Raw genomic sequence first — 22,785 nt, 5'->3', positions numbered from 1 at the left:
GCGCCCTTTAGTGTTTATGCAGTTTCCGATCCAGCCCTAAGCCGCCGTACCCGTTGACTGTAATAGCCCAGCGACTGCTCCAGCGTCTCCAGCGTGACCGGTTTCGACAGGCAGTTATCCATCCCAGCTTCAAGACAGCGCTGTTTCTCTTCTGCCAGTGCATTAGCCGTTACGCCAATCACCGGGGCAGTGAAATTCGACTGGCGCAAGCAACGTGTCAATTCATAGCCATCCATATTTGGCATATTGACGTCAGTCAATACGATATCTACCGCATTGCGTTCCAGTACGCTGAGCGCATCGACACCATCATTGGCGGTAATCACCTGATAGCCCAACGATGACAGCTGATCGGACAGCAAGCGCCGGTTGATCGGGTGATCGTCTACCACCAACAGGCGAATATCTCCGTTATCGGCACTATTGGCCTTAACGGGTAACGGCAGTTGCACCAACGCCTTATCGCTTTCGGTAACCACACCAAATAGCCGGTTCAACAGTTGGATAGCATCCCGTGGCGTGGAGGTACTATGCAGCCAGTAACCCGGGTGCGTTTCCAATGACGGCCCAATGTGCGCAATGGAGAGTTCGATCTGTGCCAACAGCGGGGTATCCACCTGCAAAGGATGATCGCTGAACAGAACGTCCCCTGCCGCGGTTTGCTGCCCCTCGAAACGTAATACTGTGGCACCGTAGCCGCCAAGGATCGCCTGCAGATAGCTTTCCAACCGCTGATTACGAATTTGCAGCCACAGGTGTTTGCCCTGCCAGGTATCGCTGGCCTGCGGCGTCGGGAACAGTGCCCCAAACAGCGGAATGCGAATGGTAAACAGGCTACCGAGGCCAGGCTCGGACTCCACCGCGATATCACCGTCCATCAGGTTGATCAGTTTTTCACAAATCGCCAGCCCAAGCCCTGTGCCCTGGAAATGACGCTGCACCCCGCTGCCAACCTGGAAGAAGGGATCAAACAGGCGCAGGACCTCTTTTTCTGGAATGCCGACGCCGGTATCGCGAACGCTGAATTCCAGATAGCTGTCACGGGTGCAGACCTGCAGGATAATACAGCCGGTGTCGGTAAACTTGATGGCGTTATTCAACAGGTTAGACAACACCTGCTGCAAACGCACGGGATCGCCATTGATACGCTCAGGCACACCTTGTTCAATAAAACAGTACAAACCAAGCCGTTTTTTCACCACCAGCGGCAAGTAGTTGCCCGCAATGTGGGTAATGACCTCCAGGCAAGAAAACTCACGGGGCTCTATCTTCAACTGCTCCGACTCAATCTTGGAGAAGTCCAGGATGTCGCTGATGATCTTCAGCAACAGCCCCGAGGAGTTGTTCATCGCATTGACCAGGCGATCGACCCCTTGCGGCAACGCCTTGGTCTGCAGCAGATCCAGGTTGCCGATAATCCCGTACAGCGGTGTGCGCAGCTCATGGCTGACGGTGGCCAGGAACATCGATTTGGACTGGCTGGCCTGCTCCGCCGCCGCGGCCATTTCCTGCAGCGACTCTTCCATTTTGACGCGGGCACTAACGTCAACCAGCACGCAGATAGCCACGTCCTCATTGCGGTAACGGGAGTGCACAAAGCTGATTTGCAGATTGTTGTTATTACTGGTCATCACATCAACAAAGTTGACCTGCTGTTCGCAGATAATGCGCGTAATGCGATCCCGATCCTCGTTGGTCAACAGGTTGATATAGTTATGCGCCAGTTCATTACTCAGGATGTTGGTACCATCACTGATGCGCAGAATGCAGATGCCTACCGGTGCCGAAGCCACGATTTTGCGGTTGAACTGTTCATGCTCCTCCAACCGGAAGGCATTCTCTTCCGCTGGCAGGAACATCTTGCGTTCGAACAACCACGCCAGGCTGAACAACACCACGGCCGACAGCAGGTTAAGCAGCACCGCATTGAGGATCAGTACCTTGAAGCGTTCCACCACGCTCTTCACCGGCAATGAGTACACGATGCTGAGCGACGAAGGCGGCAGCGCCTTCTTCATGATCAAATCCTGGTAACTGTCGACATAGCCAAAATAGGTGTGTTCCTGCGGATAAACATTGAGCGAAGAGGCATAGCGATCGCCATTGGCCAGTCGCAGCACCGATTCGTTGTTCTCATCCAGTAGATTAACCCCTACCGGCAAGTTGCTGGTGGTGACAAAGTCTTCCAGGCGGATCGTCTGTTCAATCCCCAGCAGCGCTTCCAGTTTGTTGCCGACATAGACCGGCGTCATTACATACAGGTAACCTACATCAGGCCGCTGCTGGCTGGGGCTAATCCAGTAAAGGTTATTGTCTTTCTCCGCGCTGTTGGCGGCGTTACGGTATTTAAGGATGCGCTCATGCAGCGCCTTGAGCACGTTTTGCCGATCGGTGATGCCGTTGCTGCTACCGAATTCCGTCATGCACAGACTGTCACTGCCGATAAAAAATACCCGGTTCAGATCATAGGCCGCGACAAAGTTTTCTTTCCAGTATTGGATCAGACTGTTTAACGAGGTGATCGAGTCACGGTAGTTGGAGTTCAGCGCACAGTTGGATTCCGGGTACAGCGGCTTCATCTCCGGCTGGCTGTCTTTGCCATTCATCATGCCGGTGAACAGCTCGAGGCTCCCTACCGTGCCGTTGAGGCGGTTTTCCGCCATGTATTTGATGTCGCGGATGATATCCGCCGAGTGGCGAATGTAGCCCTGAGCCTGGTCAAAGTTGAGATTATATTCCTGCCTGATATCGGATTCTTTCTCATGCACGATATCCAGAATATAAAACGTGGTCAGCAGTGCACCCAGCGACCACAGCATGAACGCCAGCACCCGAAACAGATAGCGGGAAATTTTTAACGTGGTACGGAAAGAGGCTAAGTATTTCAAGCAGGTACCATGCCAGAGTAAGGGGTGACGAGCATAATCATAGCAAAACAACGATCCCGTGCAGCATCGACAAGTGATGGCAGCAATTAAACCATACAACTGAAAAAGGGCCTAGCATCGCTGCCAAGCCCTTTTTGATCCACCCAGATTATACGGCCAGGGCCGTGCTATTTAGGCGTTCTCGTCATCCATATCGTCTACGGCGCCGGTATCCTCATCACCCTCATCGAGTGGTGTGGTATCTTCTTCCGCTTCGTCGCTACCTGGTTCAAGGCTATCAAGCTCTTCATCTTCAACCGGTTCAGCGACGCGCTGCAGGCCGACAACGTTCTCGTCTTCCGCAGTACGGATCAGGGTAACACCCTGGGTGTTGCGGCCAACCACGCTGACTTCCGCGACACGGGTACGCACCAGCGTGCCTGCATCGGTGATCATCATGATTTGGTCGGTAGTTTCTACCTGCACAGCCCCAACAACCTGGCCATTACGCTCGCTGACCTTGATGGAGATAACCCCTTGGGTCGCGCGCGATTTGGTCGGGTATTCCGTTACCGCAGTACGCTTGCCGTAGCCGTTCTGCGTCACGGTCAGGATATCGCCTTCGCCACGAGGAATAATCAGCGAAACTACGCGATCGCCTTCACCGAGGTTGATACCGCGTACGCCAGTAGCGGTACGGCCCATCGAGCGCACCTGCCCTTCAGGGAAGCGCACCACTTTACCGTTGGCGGAGAACAGCATCACTTCGTTGCTGCCGTCGGTCAGGTCAACACCAATCAGCTCGTCACCCTCGTTGAGGTTAACGGCGATGATGCCTGCGCTACGTGGGCGGCTGAACTCGGTCAATGCGGTTTTCTTCACGGTACCGCTAGCGGTAGCCATGAACACATGGCGGCCTTCTTCGTATTCACGCACCGGTAGAATGGCGGTGATACGTTCATTGGCTTCCAGCGGCAACAGGTTGACGATCGGCCGGCCACGAGCACCACGGCTGGCTTCAGGCAGTTGATACACCTTCATCCAGTACAGGCGACCACGGCTGGAGAAGCACAGGATCGTGTCGTGGGTGTTGGCCACCAGCAGACGATCGATAAAGTCTTCTTCTTTAATACGGGCGGCTGACTTGCCTTTACCACCGCGACGCTGCGCTTCATAGTCGGTCAGAGGCTGATACTTCACGTAGCCCTGATGCGACAATGTCACGACCACATCTTCCTGGTTGATCAGGTCTTCGATGTTGATATCAGACGTGTTGGCGGTAATTTCGGTACGGCGTGCGTCACCGAACTGATCGCGCATGGCCACCAGTTCTTCACGGATCACTTCCATCAAGCGGTCTGGGTTTTCCAGAATAAAGATCAGCTCAGCGATGATGTTCAGCAGCTCTTTATACTCGTCCAGCAGCTTCTCGTGCTCCAGGCCGGTCAGTTTCTGCAAGCGCAGATCCAGGATCGCCTGAGCCTGTTGCTCGGTCAGGTAATATTTACCGTCACGGATGCCGAACTCTGGCTCCAGCCACTCTGGGCGTGCAGCGTTGTCACCGGCACGTTCCAACATCGCCCCGACGTTACCCAGATCCCAAGGCTGCGCGATTAACGCAATCTTCGCTTCTGCCGGAGTCGGCGCGCGGCGGATCAGTTCGATAATCGGGTCGATGTTGGCCAAGGCAATGGCTAACGCTTCCAGGATATGGGCGCGATCGCGGGCTTTACGCAGTTCGAAAATGGTACGGCGGGTCACCACTTCACGGCGGTGGCGCACAAAGGCACGCAGAATATCTTTCAGGTTCAGCAACTTTGGCTGGCCCTGATGCAGTGCCACCATGTTGATACCGAAGGTGACCTGTAGCTGAGTCAGCGAATACAGGTTATTCAGCACCACTTCACCCACGGCGTCACGTTTGACTTCAATCACGATGCGCATACCGTCTTTATCAGACTCGTCACGCAGCGCGCTGATGCCTTCAACGCGTTTCTCTTTCACCAGCTCGGCAATTTTCTCGATCAGGCGCGCTTTGTTCACCTGATAAGGAATTTCATGCACGATGATGGTTTCGCGGCCGGTTTTAGCGTCCGCCTCTACCTCGGCACGGGCGCGAAGATACACTTTGCCACGGCCGGTACGGTAGGCTTCTTCAATACCACGACGGCCATTGATGATCGCCGCCGTCGGGAAGTCCGGGCCTGGGATGTGTTCCATCAGCCCTTCAATGCTGATGTTTTCATCCTCGATATAGGCCAGACAGCCATTGATAACTTCAGACAGGTTATGCGGCGGAATGTTGGTCGCCATGCCCACGGCGATACCGGACGAGCCGTTGACCAGCAGGTTCGGGATCTTGGTTGGCATAACGGCCGGGATCTGCTCGGTACCGTCATAGTTTGGCACGAAGTCGACGGTCTCTTTTTCCAGATCCGCCAGCAGTTCGTGGGCGATTTTCGACATGCGCACTTCGGTATAACGCATTGCTGCGGCGGAGTCGCCGTCCACAGAACCGAAGTTACCCTGGCCGTCCACCAACATGTAACGCAACGAAAACGGTTGGGCCATACGGACGATCGTGTCATACACCGCGCTGTCACCATGCGGGTGATACTTACCGATCACGTCCCCAACGACACGGGCCGATTTCTTGTAGGGTTTATTCCAGTCGTTACCCAGTACATTCATCGCGTACAGAACGCGGCGGTGCACCGGCTTCAGTCCATCACGAACATCTGGCAACGCACGGCCGACAATAACCGACATCGCGTAATCCAGATACGAGCTTTTCAGCTCTTCTTCGATATTTACCGGTGTGATTTCTCTGGCAAGGTCGCTCATGGAGCTGCTATCCCTCATACTGAATGATTCATCTGCCTTGGCGTAGTGCCAAAGGTGTAAAACTATATCACAAAGCGCGCTTTACGGGGAAATTACCGGCGCGGTTTCGCTGAAATGTGCTGCCCTGTGGGCGAAAATTGCCTCGATAACCATTGCCTCGATAACAACAGCGCTGCGCCAAGCGTGCCGGAACATGTATAATCTGCACCCTAAGAGAACCAGGAGCCAATAACGCCCATGAATGCTGAATCATCCCGTCACGCGCCAAACGTTGATCACCAGGAAATCGCCAAATTTGAAGCTGTCGCCTCGCGCTGGTGGGATCTGGAAGGTGAGTTCAAGCCGCTGCATCGGATCAATCCGCTGCGTCTGAATTATATCATGCAGCGTGCAGGAGGCATTTTTGACAAACAAGTGCTCGACGTTGGCTGTGGCGGCGGCATTCTGGCAGAAAGCATGGCGCGTGAAGGTGCGTTGGTGACCGGGCTGGATATGGGGGCAGAACCGCTCCAGGTGGCGCGACTGCATGCGCTGGAAAGCGGTATGCAGGTGACCTACGTGCAAGAAACGGTAGAAAGCCATGCGCAAGCTCATCCACAACAGTATGACATCGTCACCTGTATGGAGATGCTCGAGCACGTACCGGATCCGGCCTCCGTCGTGCGCGCCTGTGCGCACTTGGTCAAACCAGGCGGCCATGTGTTCTTCTCTACCATCAATCGCAATACCAAAGCCTGGCTGATGGCGGTCATCGGCGCTGAATACGTGCTCAAGATGGTGCCACAAGGCACCCATGATCATAAGAAGTTCATCCGCCCTTCTGAACTGATAGGTTGGGTCGACGGCACCGAGCTGCGTGAAAAACATATCATCGGCCTGCATTACAACCCGATCACCGACCATTTCAAGCTGGGCCGCAACGTTGATGTGAACTACATGGTGCATACCCAGCACCAGGGTTGAAACTGCCGAAACGTACCGGGGGCGAGGTTTCCGCCGCCGGTGCGACTAAGCGTATAAGATAAATAGCTATTTAGCCGTTTTCGATCAAAACAGCCGATCTAAACCGTTTTTAAGAATATAAAAGCAGATCAATATGCGGTTTTTTTCTAACGTTTAATAAAGCGGCAAACGATCGGGATTTTCACAAAATCAGCAAAATCTCATCGCGCTTATTGACAAGCTTGTCACCCCAGATAGGGCGCGCACTAGGAACAATTGGTAACATTTCACCCCCAAGTTATCCACAAGATCGGCAGGTTTTGTTCACTTGCAAACCCTCCGTTTTATCACTATCTTGTTACCTCACCGACATACACCCCCTATATATAGTGTTTACATACTGAGCAGAGCGACTACACTTGCTGCTTAGGGGAATCTCACGGACAGGTAAAAATGAACCAAAGCCTACTTGTAACTAAACGCGATGGCAGTAAAGAGCGCATCAACCTCGACAAAATCCACCGAGTCATCGACTGGGCCGCGGAAGGTTTAAACAACGTCTCGGTCTCTCAAGTAGAGTTACGTTCACATATTCAGTTTTATGACGGCATCAAAACCGCCGATATTCATGAAACCATCATCAAGGCCGCAGCCGATCTGATCTCCCGTGACGCACCGGACTATCAGTATCTGGCCGCTCGCCTCGCCATCTTCCATCTGCGTAAAAAAGCTTACGGTCAGTTTGAGCCACCGAAGCTGCTCGACCACGTCGCACGCATGGTGGAGATGGGCAAATACGATAAACATCTGCTGGAAGACTACACCACTGAAGAGTTCGAGCAGATGGACTCCTTTATCGATCACTGGCGTGATATGAACTTCTCCTACGCTGCCGTGAAGCAGTTGGAAGGGAAATATCTGGTGCAGAACCGCGTTAGCGGCGAGATCTACGAGAGCGCCCAGTTCCTGTATATTCTGGTTGCCGCGTGCCTGTTCTCCAACTATCCGCGCGCCACCCGTCTGGACTACGTAAAACGTTTCTATGACGCGATCTCCACCTTCAAGATTTCACTGCCTACGCCGATCATGTCTGGCGTGCGCACCCCAACCCGCCAATTCAGCTCTTGCGTGCTGATCGAGTGTGGTGACAGCCTGGACTCCATTAACGCCACCTCCAGCGCCATTGTGAAATACGTTTCACAGCGTGCCGGTATCGGTATCAATGCTGGCCGTATCCGTGCCCTGGGTAGCCCAATTCGTGGCGGTGAAGCCTTCCACACCGGCTGTATCCCGTTCTACAAGCACTTCCAGACCGCGGTAAAATCCTGCTCTCAGGGCGGCGTGCGTGGTGGTGCAGCAACGCTGTTCTACCCAATGTGGCATCTGGAAGTGGAAAGCCTGCTGGTGCTGAAAAACAACCGTGGGGTTGAAGGCAACCGCGTCCGTCACATGGACTACGGCGTGCAACTCAACCGCCTGATGTATCAGCGCCTGATCAAGAATGAAGACATCACCCTGTTCAGCCCGTCTGACGTCCCAGGGCTGTACGACGCGTTCTTCGCCGATCAGGACGAGTTCGAACGTCTGTACACCCTGTATGAGAAAGACAGTAGCATTCGCCAGCAGCGCGTGAGAGCGGTAGAGCTGTTCTCACTGATGATGCAGGAACGTGCTTCTACTGGCCGTATCTACATCCAGAACGTCGACCACTGCAACACCCACAGCCCGTTCGATCCGCAGATCGCCCCGGTACGCCAGTCAAACCTGTGCCTGGAAATCGCTCTGCCGACCAAACCGCTGGATGACGTTAACGACGAAAACGGCGAAATCGCGCTGTGTACACTGTCAGCATTCAACCTGGGTGCGATTGACAGCCTGGACGATCTGGAAGAGCTGGCTACGCTGGCCGTGCGCGCGCTCGACGCCCTGCTGGATTATCAGGATTACCCGATCAAAGCCGCTCACCGTGGCGCGATGGGCCGCCGTACCCTGGGTATCGGTGTGATCAACTTCGCCTATTACCTGGCGAAGAACGGCGTACGCTATTCCGACGGCAGCGCCAACAACCTGACCCACAGAACCTTCGAAGCGATCCAGTACTACCTGCTGAAAGCCTCGAACCGTCTGGCTCAGGAGCAAGGGGCTTGCCCGTGGTTCAATGAAACCACCTATGCGCAAGGCATCTTGCCAATCGATACTTACAAGAAAGATTTAGACGCGATCTGTAGCGAACCGCTGCATTACGACTGGGAAAGCCTGCGTAAAGAGATCAAAGAGACCGGCCTGCGCAACTCAACGCTGTCTGCCTTGATGCCGTCGGAAACCTCGTCGCAGATCTCCAATGCCACCAACGGCATTGAGCCACCGCGCGGCCACATCAGTATCAAAGCGTCCAAAGACGGTATTCTGCGTCAAGTGGTGCCTGAGTATGAGCGTCTGAAAAATGACTACGAACTGCTGTGGGAATTACCAAATAACGACGGTTACCTGCAACTGGTTGGACTGATGCAGAAATTTATCGATCAGTCGATCTCGGCAAACACCAACTATGACCCAACCCGTTTCCCGGGTGGCAAGGTGCCGATGAAGCAGTTGTTGAAAGATCTGCTCACCACCTACAAGTTTGGTGTCAAAACGCTGTATTATCAGAACACCCGCGACGGTGCAGATGATATCCAGGAAGACATGCAGCCTGCTCAGGGCGGCGATGACGACTGTGAAGGCGGCGCCTGCAAGATCTAACGTTTGACACAGCGGGCCGGAACTCTTCCGGCCCCTTTAATTTTCAGCTCGGCACTAATGGATCCAAGCTCATGGCTTACACTACTTTTTCTCAAAACAAAAACAACCAGTTGCTTGAGCCGATGTTCTTCGGCCAGTCGGTCAACGTGGCGCGTTTCGACCAGCAAAAACATGAAATCTTCGAAAAGCTGATCGAAAAACAGCTCTCCTTCTTCTGGCGTCCAGAAGAGGTTGACGTCGCGCGCGATCGTATCGACTATCAAGCGCTGCCGGAACACGAGAAGCACATCTTCATCAGTAACCTGAAGTATCAGACGCTGCTGGACTCCATTCAGGGCCGTAGCCCTAACGTGGCGTTTCTGCCGCTGATCTCCATTCCGGAGCTGGAAACCTGGATCGAAACCTGGTCATTCTCAGAGACCATTCACTCGCGTTCCTACACTCATATCATTCGTAACATCGTTAACGATCCGTCGGTGGTGTTTGACGATATCGTCACTAACGAGGAGATCCTCAAGCGGGCAAAAGATATCTCCGGCTACTACGACGATCTGATCGAAATGACCAGCTACTATCATCTGCTGGGCGAAGGCACGCATCAGGTCAATGGTAAAACGGTGACCGTTAACCTGCGCGCCATCAAAAAGCAGCTGTATCTGTGCCTGATGAGCGTCAACGCGCTGGAGGCCATTCGTTTCTACGTTAGCTTCGCCTGTTCGTTTGCTTTCGCCGAGCGTGAGCTGATGGAAGGCAACGCCAAAATCATCAAGCTGATCGCCCGCGACGAAGCCCTGCACCTGACCGGTACGCAACATATCCTGAACCTGATGCGCTCAGGCGCCGATGACCCAGAGATGGCTGAAATCGCCGTGGAATGCCAGCAACAGTGCTATGACCTGTTCGTCCTGGCGGCACAGCAAGAGAAAGAGTGGGCCGAATATCTGTTCCGTGACGGCTCCATGATTGGCCTGAACAAAGACATCCTGTGCCAGTATGTGGAATACATTACCAATATCCGCATGCAGGCCGTCGGCCTGGGTTCACCGTTCCCTACCCGCTCCAACCCAATCCCGTGGATCAACGCCTGGCTGGTGTCGGATAACGTGCAGGTGGCTCCGCAGGAAGTTGAAGTCAGCTCTTACCTGGTCGGCCAGATTGACTCTGAAGTCAACGCCGACGATCTGAGTGATTTCGAGCTGTAAGTGGCTGCACCAACCATCACGCTGCGTGCCACCGGTACGCAGCTCTCCTGCCCCGAAGGTGAGAAATGCCTGCTCGACGTGCTGGAACTGCATGAGGTGGAGGTAGAATACCAATGCCGCTCCGGCTATTGCGGTGCCTGCCGAGTGAAATTACTGAAGGGTGAGGTCGCTTACCACCAGCAGCCGTTGGCATTTATCAATCACGGCGAGATCCTGCCCTGCTGCTGCATGCCCGCCATGGATATCGAGCTGGAAATCTAGGCTGGGCTCCGTTCACTGCCAGGATCATCGCGTTCCTGAACTTCCCCCCCGCTTCCAGCGGCAGCACGCTATGTCCTTCCTGAGCGAAAGAAAATAAACGGCTAACCTTTACGGCCAGATAATACGTCGGGATTTACAGGTACTGCAGGCTTAGGGTGGTGCCGGTGTGAAAGTTGACTGCACCTTTCACTGTAACTTGAGCGGTTTCAGCCGCCATTGCAGCAAAAGAACCGGCAGAGGTAGCAAGAACCCAAGACAGGGCCGTCATTTTAAGCACTTTCATTGAATACCATTTTTAACATGAACGAACATTACCCCCTCCTGAACTGGACACCCCTTGCATAACAAGTCTGGAGACAATAGCCAATAACGCGTTTCCATTTAGCATTGGAGCGAGGCGGTAACAAAGCACGGTGGGTAAATATTGTCTGGCAGACCACTGCCAGACAATACGCCGGGGTTTACAGGTATTGCAGGCTTAGGGTAGTGCCGGTGTTAAATTTGATGGTGTCTTTCAACTCATCCACCATTTTAATGTCAAGTGCAGCAGAAATAGTGAGAACACCAGCAATATTGGTGGCTTCCTGTGGTGTAGTGCCTTCCCCCCAACCATGGAATCTGGAGCCATCCTGATACATCAAATGATCGGCGACGCTGGAAATCGCACTCCAACTACTCCCGTTATCCTTGGAGGAGATCAGCTTGGCGTCTTTGCTATCCAGGGTGGCACTGGCGAGCGCCAGGGTAAAATAGCCGATGTGTTGCTCATCAATCTCTCCCAGCGAGGCATACTGCCCCGCCTCGGTGCGAATGGTACTTTCAGTCTCACTAATGTGACTCACCACCCCCATCGGGGGCTTGCCGGCAACTGGCATGTCGGCCTGTGCGGATAAGGCCACTTTGACAGCCGAGCTACATTGGATATTGAAACTCACGGGCTGATAGCCTAACTGGTAAGCATTTTGTGATTTAGATTGTTCCGCCAGTTCGTTTTTTTTCAAAGTGCCGAAGTCGACTGAACCATCAACAGCGATGGAGCATGCTGAAGGAAATACCGACCCTTTCACGGCAATTTGGGATGTTTCCAGTGACATGGCTGCAACGGAAGCGGCAGAGGTTGCAAGAACCAAAGACAGAGCTGTCATTTTAAATACGTTCATTTCAGTACCATTATTCAGATTAACCAACATAGCCCCTCCCTGGATAGAATGCCTTTTCCATTACAAGAACAGAGGCAATAGCTAATATTGCTGTGCCTCAAACCTCACTTGACCGCCCATTTCCGTCAGATCGCGTATCCGCCCCTCATCTCCTGATGCGGGGAAATCCAGGCGCAACTGCACTATCAACTGATGAGTGTCCTTCCCGGCGGCCCCTGTTGCGAGCGCGGTAAGCTGACTGCCGGGAGACAGTAACAGCGATGTCCCCGCTGGTAGCTGCCTTTCCCCCTGCAATACAGAGTTCAGCCTCAGCCCGGTGTCTGCGCCGTCATACTGCGCTGCCAGCAACGACACTGTCATGCTGCCCATGGCGCCGAAGCGGAAGTTTTTCCCCCCTTCATCCGGCGTACCGTCAATCAACAAGGCGATCGCCCCTTCCCCCACACACTCAGCGGCGACTGTCACTTCCTGCTGGGTAAACAGCGTTGCTGCATTTGCTGAATGGCGCTGATTGCCCAACTGTATCTCAGGGCGTGATACCACCACCTGACAGCGCTGTGCCATGCAGTACGGCGTGACAAGCCACAGCAGGGTGATCAGGCTCACTCCCCGGATTAATGTGATGATTTTCCGTTTCACGCTGCCACCTTTGTTCTGCGATTAACGACATTTGGCGGTGATATTTTCATAGGTTCCCCCCTTTAGCGCTTTTTCCGGTACGGTATAGTGCAGGCTGCATTGCTGCTCCTGCCAACGTGCCACCAGCGGGCGTTTATCGTTCAAGTCCGTGAGGAACACCGTGCCTGCATCTACCGCCGTGGTCACATAGCTACCATCTTGCGCGATAATGGCACTGCCTTTCGGCAGCGGTGAACCGTCCATCAGCATCACTGTCAACAGCCCGTTGCGCGTCTGCTGCAAAAGAAAATGGGTATTGGTCACCGCCCCATGGCCAGCCACGATTTGACGGTAACCATTGCCGACATCGGTATTTTCCGGCAAGTGTTCGGTGTTCAACTCTATTCGGCCCGCGGTATAGGCTGGCAACCCAGGAACCACCGCTTTCCCCCGCCAGTCAGTCCAGACCTTCCCCTGCGGGGTATTGATTTCAACCCCACTGACAGCGGGCTCTACCACCACCACCCCAAAGGTGTCGCCAATCTTGTGCGGCGAGAACATCACACCTTCCCGATGGGCTACGATGCCACCAGACAACGTGCCGGAGTAATTACGAGTATGCTCCCCCGCGGCGTAACCATATAGCCCGGCAGAGGTATAGTGCAGGTTACCGTTCAGGCTACCTGACAAGCTGGTATCGCGTTCCTGTTTCATGCTGTGTTCTGTCGCCAGTGACCAACTGCCGTTTTCCGTCAGGCCGCCACTCGTCTGCATACCCACCGCCGCTGAATCTGGTGTATTACGGTAATAGCTGCTTACCACCTGTCTACCCAGAGGAAAACTGAGGTTAACAAACAGGCTGTCGCGGTCGGTATTGCGGCACGAGTAAGCCGTATGGCAGTTGCGTGAACTCCGGCTCTGGCGCTGCCAGTTTATCGAGGCGGTCACAAACCCAAAATTACGGTTCCAGGTCGCCATCAGGCGTCGGGTATCCCCACGGTGATCCCCCTGCCGGGTTTGGCTGGCAGAGAGCGAAATATTGCCCAGCGTCGCCTGGTGCCAATTCATTCTTAGGCCGGCGCTAGTGCGGCTGTATGGACTATCAGCGGTAGAAACCGAGTCTGTCAGTTCCCGATAGCCGGGAGAATACAAAGTGACATCCCCACCAAACCCGAGATTCAGTGGCGCTTGCCAGTTTACGGAAGCGGTACTCTTTGCCCCTTGTTGGCCATGGTTCTTATCCTGGCTCAGAGCAGCAGACAGGCCCAACGAGACTTCCTGACGCGGGCTGACGATGACCCCCACACCGCTCCCCAGGTAACCAGAGGCGATGATTGACCCACCCTCCAGCAATACCCGTGGAGAAAGCGCCCAGCCATCAGACAGACTGGCTACCCAAGGCCGCTGATAGTCCTGGCTGACGTTGTCCGCACGTAGGCGCCCCAGCGCCAAAGACCAGGTTTCCGGTGCCTGTGGTACCAGAGTGCGAAATGATGCCGCCGTGATGGTAAAGGCCTCTTCCTGTCCGCTCGGGGTGATGACCTTCAGTTGCAGGTCACTGGTGGTATTCAGTACCGGGAGTTCCGTCAGCGTAAATGGGCCAGCGGGTACCAGCGTGGAATAAATCAGGATGCCGCTTTGACGGACTTCCATTCGTGACTGATCCGCGCGGGCAATCCCACTCACCTGCGCCCCTGTCCCCTGGCTACTCAGCGCGGCCTGTGGTAGCAACTGCAGCCCGTCGATGGAGGCACCAGACAGGAGATTATTGGAAAAGTTGATCTGCCCGGCCTGCAACAATTGCTTGCTATCCACCAGGGTTTTCTGTGCGTAGACGTAAGCATTATCGAAGGTAAACCCACCTTCGCTGCTCTGGCGCAGGTTATGCGCACCACGCACCATCCAGTCCCCCAGGTTAAAACCGCTTTCCAGATTCAGGTAGCTGTTGCTTGAGTGGCTAGCGGCCGAGGTAAAATGGGAACGATAGGCGGAATAGTTCAGCAGACCAGCCGCGCCACCTTGCTGGAAATGCGTCAGGTCATTCTCCTTCTCCACCGCTGCCGGCGGCACCACAATATGCACTTCTTGCGTGGCGGGAAGCAGGGAGATGGTCGCGGTCGGCCAGACCTCAGTCAGCTGTGGGCAAACATCTGTGTCCGCACTCTCCTGCCGCAGTAGTGAGGGATCTAATCGAATACCGGCAGAGGCGAAGAACGATTCATCCGCACACAGTTCACCACTGCGGCTAAAGGTCAGCCTCTGCATACCTCGGCGAGTACCATTAACCTCTAACTCCACTTCCGTGATACCTGGCGTAAAGCGTCCTCCTTGTGCAAAGTAGGCAGCGGTAGACGGGTCGATACCCAGTGCCTTCAGCCGGCTTGCACTGAAGTTGGCCAATTTGGCCCCTTCCGCTTGTGCAGGGCAACCCAAGCAGATCAGCATCATGGCAGAGGTCAGTAGTGAATGGCGGGCTGCAGTCATGGTGGTGAGCAACTATTTCCCGCTCAGAGGGGCAGTCTGTACGCCCACACCAAACCCGTAACGAGTAACAGGGGAGAATTCCACCCGCTGCTGACCACTGAGGCGGGTACTGGCAGGTGCGGTGACCACCAGGGTTTCGCCAGGCAGGATATAACTCTTGTTCAGCGACAGCACACTACCTGCAGGTTGTAGTTTGACCTGCGGAGTCAAGCGCACCACATGGCGACCGGTGTTGGTGACCTTCAGGCTGTTGGCACTAACTGACCAGCCCAGGTCGGTCCACATATCACGTTTGGCACTCAGCCCCTTCGGCACAATAATCACCGGCAGATCCTGGCGTACGCTAACCGAGACCTGACTGTTGTCCGTGGTTCGCTCGGTCACACCCTCAAAATAAACGCGTTTGATATGTTCTCTTTGCAACGGAGTATCGGTGTTCAACACAAAGCGTACGCGTTGAGACTGGCCAGGTTCCAAACGAGCCACTGGCTGGGTCACAATCAGGCGTGGATCCAGGTCGTCTGGCAACTCTACGATTTTGGTATACAACAGCACCGGAACTTTTTCCGTGTTTTTCACATTAATGCTGCCGCCCTTCTGCGCTTCGTCAATAATGACCGCAGAAGATTCAGGTAATACGCCAGATGCTCGCGACTGGGTAGCAAAAAGGGCTAGCGCGGCCAGCAAAAAGCCACACCAGACTAAATCTGATTTTACCTTTTTCCGTCCAGAAAAAGACTTGATTTCAGGCAATTGAAAACGCATAACACACACCTTAAAAAAACAGTATTGATAAAAAAAACAACGGGTAAACAATGTCTGGCAGCCCCTGCCAGACAAAACACCGAGGGTTTACAAGTACTGTAGGCTTAAGGTGGTGTTGGTATTAAAGCTGATGGTGTCTTTCATGTTCTCCACCACGTCAGGAGAAATGGCAGCAGAGATATTGATCACACCAGCGATATTGGATGCTCCCAGTGGCGTATCTGTCCCCCAGCTATGTAATACGGAACCATCCTGATACATCAGATGGTCGTCTAAATTAGCCACCGCGGCCCAGTTACTGCCATTATCTTGGGAGGACAAAAGCTCGCTATCTTTGCTATCCAGGGTCGCACTTGCAAGCGCCACGGTATAATAGCCGATGGTTTTATCTTCAACGGTTCCCAGGGAGGCTAGCTGACCCACATCGTTACGCGTCGTTTTATCATTATCGTTGACATAGCTCACCACGCCGGTAGTGATCGCCTTAACAACTGGGGTATCCGCCTGTGCAGATACCGCCACTTTTGCTGCAGAGTTACATTGGATATTAAAATTAACGGGCTTATAGCCTAGTTGATAGGCATTTTGCTCTTTCGGTTTCTCCTTCAGCTCGCTTTCTTTCAAATTGCCGAAGTCAACGGAGCCGTCAACAGAGATAGAACAGGCGGTAGGTACGATAGAACCTTTCACCGAAATTTGCGCTGTTTCTGCAGCCATTGTAGAGAGGGAAGCGGCAGAGGTTGCGAAGGCAAGGGACAGCACGGTCATTTTAAACAATTTCATTTAAGTACCATTTTTGAGATTAACCAACATTGACCATCCCTAGTCCGGACACTTCCTCCATGAAAAACAGATAAACAAATATCTAATCCTGAATTTTGTTATTTTAGTGCGATAAAAAACTACCGAAAAAAATGAGGGGCAGGATGATAAATCAGCAACCCTGGTTTTTGGAAGACATAAAGCCAAGTAAATTTCAGCTATTTGATAGGTAAAAACTATCACTAATAAAAAATTAGCAATAAAACGTAAATAATTAACTAATAATTAAAACATAATCTTTTTAAATCAATAGATTAATTGACTTTACCCCCCAGAAAACACACGAAATAATAAAACAAATAAGCAACAAAATTAAATTGACGACCGAACAATAAGGCGGATTTCGTGTTAGGAAAATCACCGTAGATAACGAGATGTCTGGCTATTTACCCTGGTCATACTTAGAGGAACGCAGAGATTGCGGTGCTACCAGGGTGGGGGGAATTAAGCACGAGCGGAGACTGTTGCCCATGCCTCGGAGCAATATGCAGGTAGCCAAAATCCGTCAACCAAAGGAACCGATCCGTTTTGCAATGCCCAACGACGGCGAGCGAGCAGCCCAACTCTGTGCGAATGTTGAGTTGAAAATATGAGAATGGGTGCCTGAAACCACGCCTGGAGACCTTAAGGCGGGGTTACCCCCGCCTTATGATTACCACTTCACCTATCGCATACAGGCCGATGACACCAGGATAGTGGTATCTTTCCGGTAGATTTCCAGCCCGCAAAAGCGGTCTTTAAGCATCCAGACCAATACCAAAACCGTAATGCATACAGCCAGTAACGCGTAGAGCGCATGTTTTTTATACATGGCTTGCCTCCTTGCTGTGAAGGGGCTACCATAACGGTGTCTAGGCGTTATTGGTTGCCCCATTCTGAGTTAACGTCAGTTTGGGGCTTTCAACTTTCCGCCTTGCCACACAATGCCCAAGACGAAAAGTCTCAAGCACCCGCAAAGAGTGTAACAACACAATCCCACAGCGAATACCCCTTATATTGTTATGATTCATAAGGGATATATCACCGCTATCAACTAGTTTCTACTCGGTAATTTCCACCATTTCCAGCCAGCCGTTTTTGCCGCAAACCTGGCCGCCATTCAGCCAACGGCGCAGCATATCCAGCGCCAGCATTGCGACCGACTCCTGACGTAAACGCAGACTATGACGTGATGCACGATAGCTCACCGTCTGGCCAATACCGCCTTTTGGCGTATGCAGGACAACGCTGACACGATCCCCTGCCATGGCGCTCACCGCCAACGCCAACTGCGCACCGGTGAGCTGCGCCAAAGACTGGGCTCGCGCCAGCACCGTTGCCAGCGTTTCGGAGCAATGTGCAGGTAACAGTTCGCCACCCGCCAGCGGGGCCCCTTCGCTCTGCAACTGCAGGTTGATTAGCCCGGCGGTAAATTGCTCGCTCAGCGCCAACGTCAAGTTCTGCTGTTGTAAGCGTTGCGTTAGCTCTGCTGGTAGCCCTGCCGTACCTTCAAAAATCGTATTGTCACCCGCCACCTGCCGCACACGCTGCCAGGCTTGTTCCATCGCGGCGCGCTGAGCCTGTGGACCGGTCAACTTCAATTCAATAATCGGGCTGGAAGAGCGATAGCCCAGCACAACGCCCGGCGGCAAAGGCATGCCGTCCAGTTCAGCAGCCAAGTCGCTTTCCGACGTCCCGAAGGTGGTTAGGCGAAGGCACAACGGCGGCTCAGGCAGAGTAAAGCCCTGGCGCAGACGCGGCAGGATCTGCTCTTCTACCATCACTTTAAATTCTGAAGGCACGCCCGGCGTAAAGAACATCCGGCACTTATTCAGCGTTAAGGCGAAGCCGCAGGCGGTACCAACGCGGTTATCCAGCATTTCCGCATTAGCCGGGATCTGCGCCTGTTTACGGTTTGAAGCCGCCATTGAGCGGCCGCGTTCCGCAAAGTAGGCTTCCATACGGGCGATCCATTCAGGATGTTCGACCAGCTCGGTATCGCAAGCCTTTGCCGCTGCCAACGCACTGAGATCGTCGCTGGTTGGCCCCAGACCGCCGTTGACGATCAGCACGTCGGCGATATGGCTGCGTTCCTGTAGAATTTCGATCAGAGAGGAGAGGCTATCCCCCACCGTTTCGCGCCCGCTCATCGGTAAGCCTTGCTGGAACAGGTAATCTGCCAGCCAGGCAGCATTGGTATCAATAATTTGCCCATGCAGCACCTCATCACCGGTACTGAGCATCTCCACCCTTAACATTGATCTCTCCCTTTATGTTCAGATCCCTCCACTATAGAAGCCCGTAAACAACTTTTCACTACGCAGCCAACGTTATTGCTGTCTAAAGGCATTTTTTAATACCGACGCAACCCGATTAATATCCGTAAACTTAAATGTACATCAGACGTAACGTCGGTTTGACACAAAATCGGCAATCAACTATTCTGCCGCACTAAAAATAGGGCCCCGAAAACGCCCCTAAATTATCCAATAGCAGAGAAAAACGTGAAGAATCGCACGCTGGGCAGTGTTTTTATCGTGGCAGGCACCACCATTGGTGCAGGGATGCTGGCTATGCCCCTGGCGGCGGCTGGCGTAGGCTTTGGCGTAACGCTGGCACTGCTGGTCGGGTTGTGGTTATTGATGTGCTATACCGCGCTGTTGCTGGTCGAAGTTTATCAGCATGAGCAGGCGGACACCGGTCTGGGAACGCTGGCCAAACGTTATCTAGGCGGCGGTGGTCAGTGGCTTACCAGTTTCAGCATGATGTTCTTGATGTATGCGCTGACCGCAGCCTATATCAGCGGCGCTGGCGAACTGCTGGCTGTCAGCATCAGCCAGTGGACTTCTCAGGACTTCCCGACTTACCTCGGCGTGCTGCTGTTCACCCTGGTCGCAGGGGGGATCGTCTGCATCGGCACCCATTCGGTGGATCTGTTCAACCGTATTCTGTTTACCGCCAAGTCGATTTTCCTGATCGTCATGCTTGGCCTGATGATGCCGCACATCCAGCAAACCAACCTGCTGACGCTCCCGCTGGAACAAGGGCTGGCGCTCTCGGCCATCCCGGTGATCTTCACTTCGTTTGGTTTCCACGGCAGCGTCCCCAGCATCGTCAACTATATGGGCGGTAACATCCGCAAGCTGCGTTGGATCTTTATCATCGGCAGTGCCATCCCGTTAGTGGCTTATATCTTCTGGCAGTTGGCGACGCTGGGCAGCATCAGTTCCACCACCTTTGTCGGCATTCTGGCACAGCAGGCCGGGCTGAACGGTTTATTGCAAGCGGTGCGTGACGTGGTTGCGTCGCCTCATGTCGAGCTGGCGGTGCACCTGTTTGCCGATTTGGCGCTGGCAACCTCGTTCCTGGGGGTTTCACTCGGGTTATTCGACTTCCTGGCCGATCTGTTCAAACGCCAGGATAACGTGCGGGGCCGTTTACAGACCGGTGCCATTACCTTCCTGCCGCCATTGGCATTTGCACTGTTCTATCCACGCGGTTTTGTGCTGGCACTAGGGTTTGCGGCAATTGCGCTATCCGTACTCGCCCTGCTGCTACCTTCATTGCTGGTCTGGAAAACTCGTCGGCGGCATCAGGCCAGCTATCGAGTCTGGGGCGGAACGCCAGCGTTGGCGTTGGTGTTTGTCTGTGGGGTGGCGGTGATCGCCATTCAGATCAGCATCGCCAGCGGCCTGTTACCCGCCATCGGCTAACAGAAAAAATGGGCGCAGCATATGCGGCGCCCGTTTAATAGCAGGCAGGATTAGAAGCCCACGCCCACACCGATATAAGGGCCATCGGCTATCGCGTTGTCGCGGTTGCCGTCTTTACCTTCGATGTTGATGTAACGATAACCGACATCCACATTGAACGGACGCACGTTTAAGCGCACCCCGCCATTAGCTTCGTTGTAGGCTTTTGCCCCGCTGGTCAAAGACTCCGGCGCAAAATAGCCTTCGCCATACAGGCTGAGATAGCGGTTGAGATCCCATTGCAGACCGCCTCCTAATGCCAATGCCCCACCATCTTTGCCATCTTTAGGGCTAAGATAAATGGCCTTGCCGCCCACGGTGGCCGTCAAAGGCCCAACCGGCAGGCCGAAGCTCAGCCCCAGGCTCCCGATGTCACCATCATGATCGCTACGGATCCAGTTGCCGTTGATCCCCAGGCCCGCCGTTGTGCCCCCCAAGCCGACGCCCAGGTTGGTGTAATGTTCCCCTGCCTCACCGCTCACGCTGATCGCATTGGCAGAGCCAGCCACAAACAGCAAACCTGCTGCGCACGCGACTAAAGTTTTGTTCATTATTGATCCTTTTCATTCTTCATCATCAAGGAGTGATGATGTCTGGCACCGTAAAAAATACGCGGGTAAGTGTAACTGAATTGTCATCAATTCCCGGCTAATTTAAAGCAATAAGCCGTTAATTTTTCAATAAACTGTAAACAAATGCCAATCAGTTACCCCAAAATTACAACGATAAGCGCTACCTATTTGCCGAGGACTGAGAATAAGTCTACAACTAGTAGTGCCTTTGATGGAGGTCAGCAGGGCTGGCCTTTTCATTAGTTAATATGATGAAGATCTGCAGCACCCGAAACTGAGCTATCAACTTAACTGCAACACAGTAAGGAGCAATTGATGAGCAAGAAAGGATTAACTACCGCGGCTGGCGCGCCCGTTGTTGATAATAATAACGTGATCACCGCCGGTAAGCGCGGCCCGATGCTACTTCAAGACGTTTGGTTCCTGGAAAAACTGGCCCACTTTGACCGCGAGGTGATCCCAGAGCGTCGTATGCATGCCAAGGGGTCCGGAGCTTACGGCACCTTTACCGTCACCCACGATATAACCAAGTACACCCGCGCAAAAATCTTCTCTGAGATTGGTAAGCAAACCGAGATGTTCGTCCGCTTCTCTACCGTTGCCGGTGAGCGTGGGGCTGCCGACGCCGAACGTGATATCCGCGGCTTTGCCATGAAGTTCTATACCGATGAAGGTAACTGGGATCTGGTCGGTAACGATACCCCGGTGTTCTACCTGCGCGATCCACTGAAATTCCCAGACCTGAACCACGTGGTAAAACGCGATCCGCACACCAACCTGCGCAATCCGGTATATAAATGGGACTTCTTCTCCCATCTGCCTGAATCACTGCACCAGTTGACCATCGACTTCAGCGACCGTGGCCTGCCTAAGTCCTACCGTCATATGCACGGTTTCGGCAGCCACACCTTCAGCTTTATCAATGCTAATAACGAGCGTTTCTGGGTGAAGTTCCACTTCCGCTGTGAGCAAGGCATCGAAAACCTGATGGACGATGAAGCAGAAGCCATCATCGCCAAAGATCGTGAAAGTTCGCAGCGCGATCTGTTCGACTCTATCAAGAACGGTGACTTCCCACGCTGGAAACTGCAAATCCAGATCATGCCAGAGCATGAAGCGTCACAAACCCCGTATAACCCGTTTGACCTGACCAAAGTCTGGCCGCACGGCGACTACCCGCTGATCGATGTCGGCTTCTTCGAGCTGAACCGCAACCCGGATAACTACTTCTCCGAAGTAGAACAAGTGGCCATGAACCCGGCTAACGTGGTGCCTGGCGTGAGCTTCTCGCCGGATAAAATGTTGCAGGGCCGTCTGTTCTCCTATGGCGATGCGCACCGCTACCGCCTGGGCGTCAACCATCACCAAATCCCGGTCAACGGTGCCAAATGCCCGTTCCATAACTACCATCGCGATGGGGCGATGCGTGTAGATGGTAACAGCGGCAATGGCGCAACCTATGAGCCAAACAGCTTTGGGGTGTTCCAGGAGCAGCCAGATTTCAGCGAACCGCCATTGAGCATCGAAGGTGCCGCCGATCACTGGAATCATCGTGAAGACGACGATTACTACAGCCAACCGCGAGCGCTGTTCAATCTGCTGAGTGCCGAGGAGCACCAACGTATGTTCACCCGTATCGCCGGTGAGCTGTCGCAGGTGCCAGAACAGATCCAACGCCGTCAGGTTGAGCTGTTCACCAAGGTACATCCCGATTACGGTAACGGCGTTGCCAAGGCCTTGGGCCTGAAATAATCGGTTACACCAATAGCAAGGCC

At 53.6% G+C, this 22,785-nt stretch carries 17 protein-coding genes; 6 read left to right on the top strand and 11 right to left on the bottom strand.

Translation table 11 applies throughout. The features are described 5' to 3' along the window. Window positions 1–14: 14 nt before the first annotated feature. The gene (gene rcsC, locus ACX9GU_RS08835; RefSeq protein ID WP_473194493.1) at window positions 15–2,888 is read right to left on the bottom strand and encodes a two-component system sensor histidine kinase RcsC; all 2,874 of its coding nucleotides are present in this window, start codon (window positions 2,886–2,888) and stop codon (window positions 15–17) included. Between the two features lie 171 nt (window positions 2,889–3,059). Beyond that, complete coding sequence (gene gyrA / locus ACX9GU_RS08830) at window positions 3,060–5,711, bottom strand: DNA topoisomerase (ATP-hydrolyzing) subunit A (RefSeq protein WP_473194492.1); 2,652 nt, start codon at window positions 5,709–5,711, stop codon at window positions 3,060–3,062. Between the two features lie 237 nt (window positions 5,712–5,948). Here gyrA and ubiG point away from each other — a divergent pair, with 237 nt between their 5' ends. The 4 genes from ubiG (at window position 5,949) to yfaE (ending at window position 10,858) form a co-directional block, all read left to right on the top strand. Continuing rightward, on the top strand, window positions 5,949–6,674 hold the full coding sequence (gene ubiG, locus ACX9GU_RS08825) for a bifunctional 2-polyprenyl-6-hydroxyphenol methylase/3-demethylubiquinol 3-O-methyltransferase UbiG (RefSeq protein WP_021178493.1): 726 nt from the start codon (window positions 5,949–5,951) through the stop codon (window positions 6,672–6,674). A gap of 432 nt (window positions 6,675–7,106) precedes the next feature. Continuing rightward, window positions 7,107–9,395: a class 1a ribonucleoside-diphosphate reductase subunit alpha gene (nrdA, locus tag ACX9GU_RS08820; protein WP_473194491.1), complete on the top strand. Its 2,289-nt coding sequence runs from the start codon at window positions 7,107–7,109 to the stop codon at window positions 9,393–9,395. Between the two features lie 71 nt (window positions 9,396–9,466). Next, entirely contained in the window at window positions 9,467–10,597 is a 1,131-nt protein-coding gene (nrdB, locus tag ACX9GU_RS08815; protein WP_024485993.1) for a class Ia ribonucleoside-diphosphate reductase subunit beta, read from the top strand. Then, window positions 10,598–10,858 carry a class I ribonucleotide reductase maintenance protein YfaE gene (gene yfaE / locus ACX9GU_RS08810; RefSeq protein ID WP_021805960.1) on the top strand — a complete coding sequence of 87 codons (261 nt, stop codon included), beginning with the start codon at window positions 10,598–10,600 and terminating at the stop codon, window positions 10,856–10,858. It begins immediately after the preceding gene. A 133-nt stretch (window positions 10,859–10,991) separates the two neighbouring features. On the opposite strand, the gene ACX9GU_RS08805 is transcribed toward yfaE, so the two are convergent. From ACX9GU_RS08805 to ACX9GU_RS08770, 8 genes are all read right to left on the bottom strand, one after another. Continuing rightward, window positions 10,992–11,141: a hypothetical protein gene (locus ACX9GU_RS08805; protein WP_473194490.1), complete on the bottom strand. Its 150-nt coding sequence runs from the start codon at window positions 11,139–11,141 to the stop codon at window positions 10,992–10,994. 178 nt (window positions 11,142–11,319) lie between these two features. Next, a complete protein-coding gene (locus ACX9GU_RS08800) occupies window positions 11,320–12,048 on the bottom strand; it encodes a DUF1120 domain-containing protein (RefSeq protein ID WP_473194489.1) in 729 nt (242 codons plus the stop codon). 51 nt (window positions 12,049–12,099) lie between these two features. Next, window positions 12,100–12,657 (bottom strand): DUF1120 domain-containing protein, encoded by a 558-nt coding sequence (locus ACX9GU_RS08795; RefSeq protein ID WP_473194488.1) that lies wholly within the window; start codon window positions 12,655–12,657, stop codon window positions 12,100–12,102. 21 nt (window positions 12,658–12,678) lie between these two features. Continuing rightward, window positions 12,679–15,132 (bottom strand): fimbrial biogenesis usher protein, encoded by a 2,454-nt coding sequence (locus ACX9GU_RS08790; RefSeq protein WP_473194487.1) that lies wholly within the window; start codon window positions 15,130–15,132, stop codon window positions 12,679–12,681. Continuing rightward, window positions 15,133–15,885, bottom strand: coding sequence for a fimbria/pilus chaperone family protein (locus ACX9GU_RS08785; protein ID WP_473194486.1), 753 nt, complete (start codon window positions 15,883–15,885; stop codon window positions 15,133–15,135). A gap of 87 nt (window positions 15,886–15,972) precedes the next feature. Continuing rightward, on the bottom strand, window positions 15,973–16,668 hold the full coding sequence (locus tag ACX9GU_RS08780) for a DUF1120 domain-containing protein (protein WP_473194485.1): 696 nt from the start codon (window positions 16,666–16,668) through the stop codon (window positions 15,973–15,975). A gap of 703 nt (window positions 16,669–17,371) precedes the next feature. Continuing rightward, entirely contained in the window at window positions 17,372–17,518 is a 147-nt protein-coding gene (locus ACX9GU_RS08775; protein WP_473194484.1) for a Hok/Gef family protein, read from the bottom strand. A gap of 229 nt (window positions 17,519–17,747) precedes the next feature. After that, the gene (locus tag ACX9GU_RS08770; protein WP_473194483.1) at window positions 17,748–18,944 is read right to left on the bottom strand and encodes a nicotinamide mononucleotide deamidase-related protein YfaY; all 1,197 of its coding nucleotides are present in this window, start codon (window positions 18,942–18,944) and stop codon (window positions 17,748–17,750) included. A gap of 246 nt (window positions 18,945–19,190) precedes the next feature. Here ACX9GU_RS08770 and tyrP point away from each other — a divergent pair, with 246 nt between their 5' ends. Next, window positions 19,191–20,399, top strand: a complete 1,209-nt coding sequence (tyrP, locus tag ACX9GU_RS08765) for a tyrosine transporter TyrP (RefSeq protein ID WP_021805972.1) — start codon at window positions 19,191–19,193, stop codon at window positions 20,397–20,399. Between the two features lie 50 nt (window positions 20,400–20,449). Here the strand turns inward: tyrP and ACX9GU_RS08760 are convergent, their stop codons facing one another. Next, the gene (locus ACX9GU_RS08760) at window positions 20,450–20,989 is read right to left on the bottom strand and encodes a YfaZ family outer membrane protein (RefSeq protein ID WP_021178499.1); all 540 of its coding nucleotides are present in this window, start codon (window positions 20,987–20,989) and stop codon (window positions 20,450–20,452) included. A 336-nt stretch (window positions 20,990–21,325) separates the two neighbouring features. Here ACX9GU_RS08760 and katA point away from each other — a divergent pair, with 336 nt between their 5' ends. Next, a complete protein-coding gene (gene katA, locus ACX9GU_RS08755; protein WP_218519125.1) occupies window positions 21,326–22,762 on the top strand; it encodes a catalase KatA in 1,437 nt (478 codons plus the stop codon). The last annotated feature ends 23 nt before the right edge of the window (window positions 22,763–22,785 follow it).

This window comes from Serratia sp. K1WW1 (assembly GCF_055790865.1).
The sequence above is the reverse complement of the archived record's forward strand: the minus strand, read 5'-3'. Positions and strand labels throughout refer to the sequence as shown.

Coding starts and splice junctions, on each gene's coding strand:
- gyrA (WP_473194492.1), bottom strand. CDS start 5,711: ATGAGCGACCTTGCCAGAGAAATCACACCGGTAAATATCGAAGAAGAG.
- ubiG (WP_021178493.1), top strand. CDS start 5,949: ATGAATGCTGAATCATCCCGTCACGCGCCAAACGTTGATCACCAGGAA.
- nrdA (WP_473194491.1), top strand. CDS start 7,107: ATGAACCAAAGCCTACTTGTAACTAAACGCGATGGCAGTAAAGAGCGC.
- nrdB (WP_024485993.1), top strand. CDS start 9,467: ATGGCTTACACTACTTTTTCTCAAAACAAAAACAACCAGTTGCTTGAG.
- ACX9GU_RS08805 (WP_473194490.1), bottom strand. CDS start 11,141: ATGAAAGTGCTTAAAATGACGGCCCTGTCTTGGGTTCTTGCTACCTCT.
- ACX9GU_RS08800 (WP_473194489.1), bottom strand. CDS start 12,048: ATGTTGGTTAATCTGAATAATGGTACTGAAATGAACGTATTTAAAATG.
- ACX9GU_RS08785 (WP_473194486.1), bottom strand. CDS start 15,885: ATGCGTTTTCAATTGCCTGAAATCAAGTCTTTTTCTGGACGGAAAAAG.
- ACX9GU_RS08780 (WP_473194485.1), bottom strand. CDS start 16,668: ATGAAATTGTTTAAAATGACCGTGCTGTCCCTTGCCTTCGCAACCTCT.
- ACX9GU_RS08775 (WP_473194484.1), bottom strand. CDS start 17,518: ATGTATAAAAAACATGCGCTCTACGCGTTACTGGCTGTATGCATTACG.
- ACX9GU_RS08770 (WP_473194483.1), bottom strand. CDS start 18,944: ATGTTAAGGGTGGAGATGCTCAGTACCGGTGATGAGGTGCTGCATGGG.
- ACX9GU_RS08760 (WP_021178499.1), bottom strand. CDS start 20,989: ATGAACAAAACTTTAGTCGCGTGCGCAGCAGGTTTGCTGTTTGTGGCT.
- katA (WP_218519125.1), top strand. CDS start 21,326: ATGAGCAAGAAAGGATTAACTACCGCGGCTGGCGCGCCCGTTGTTGAT.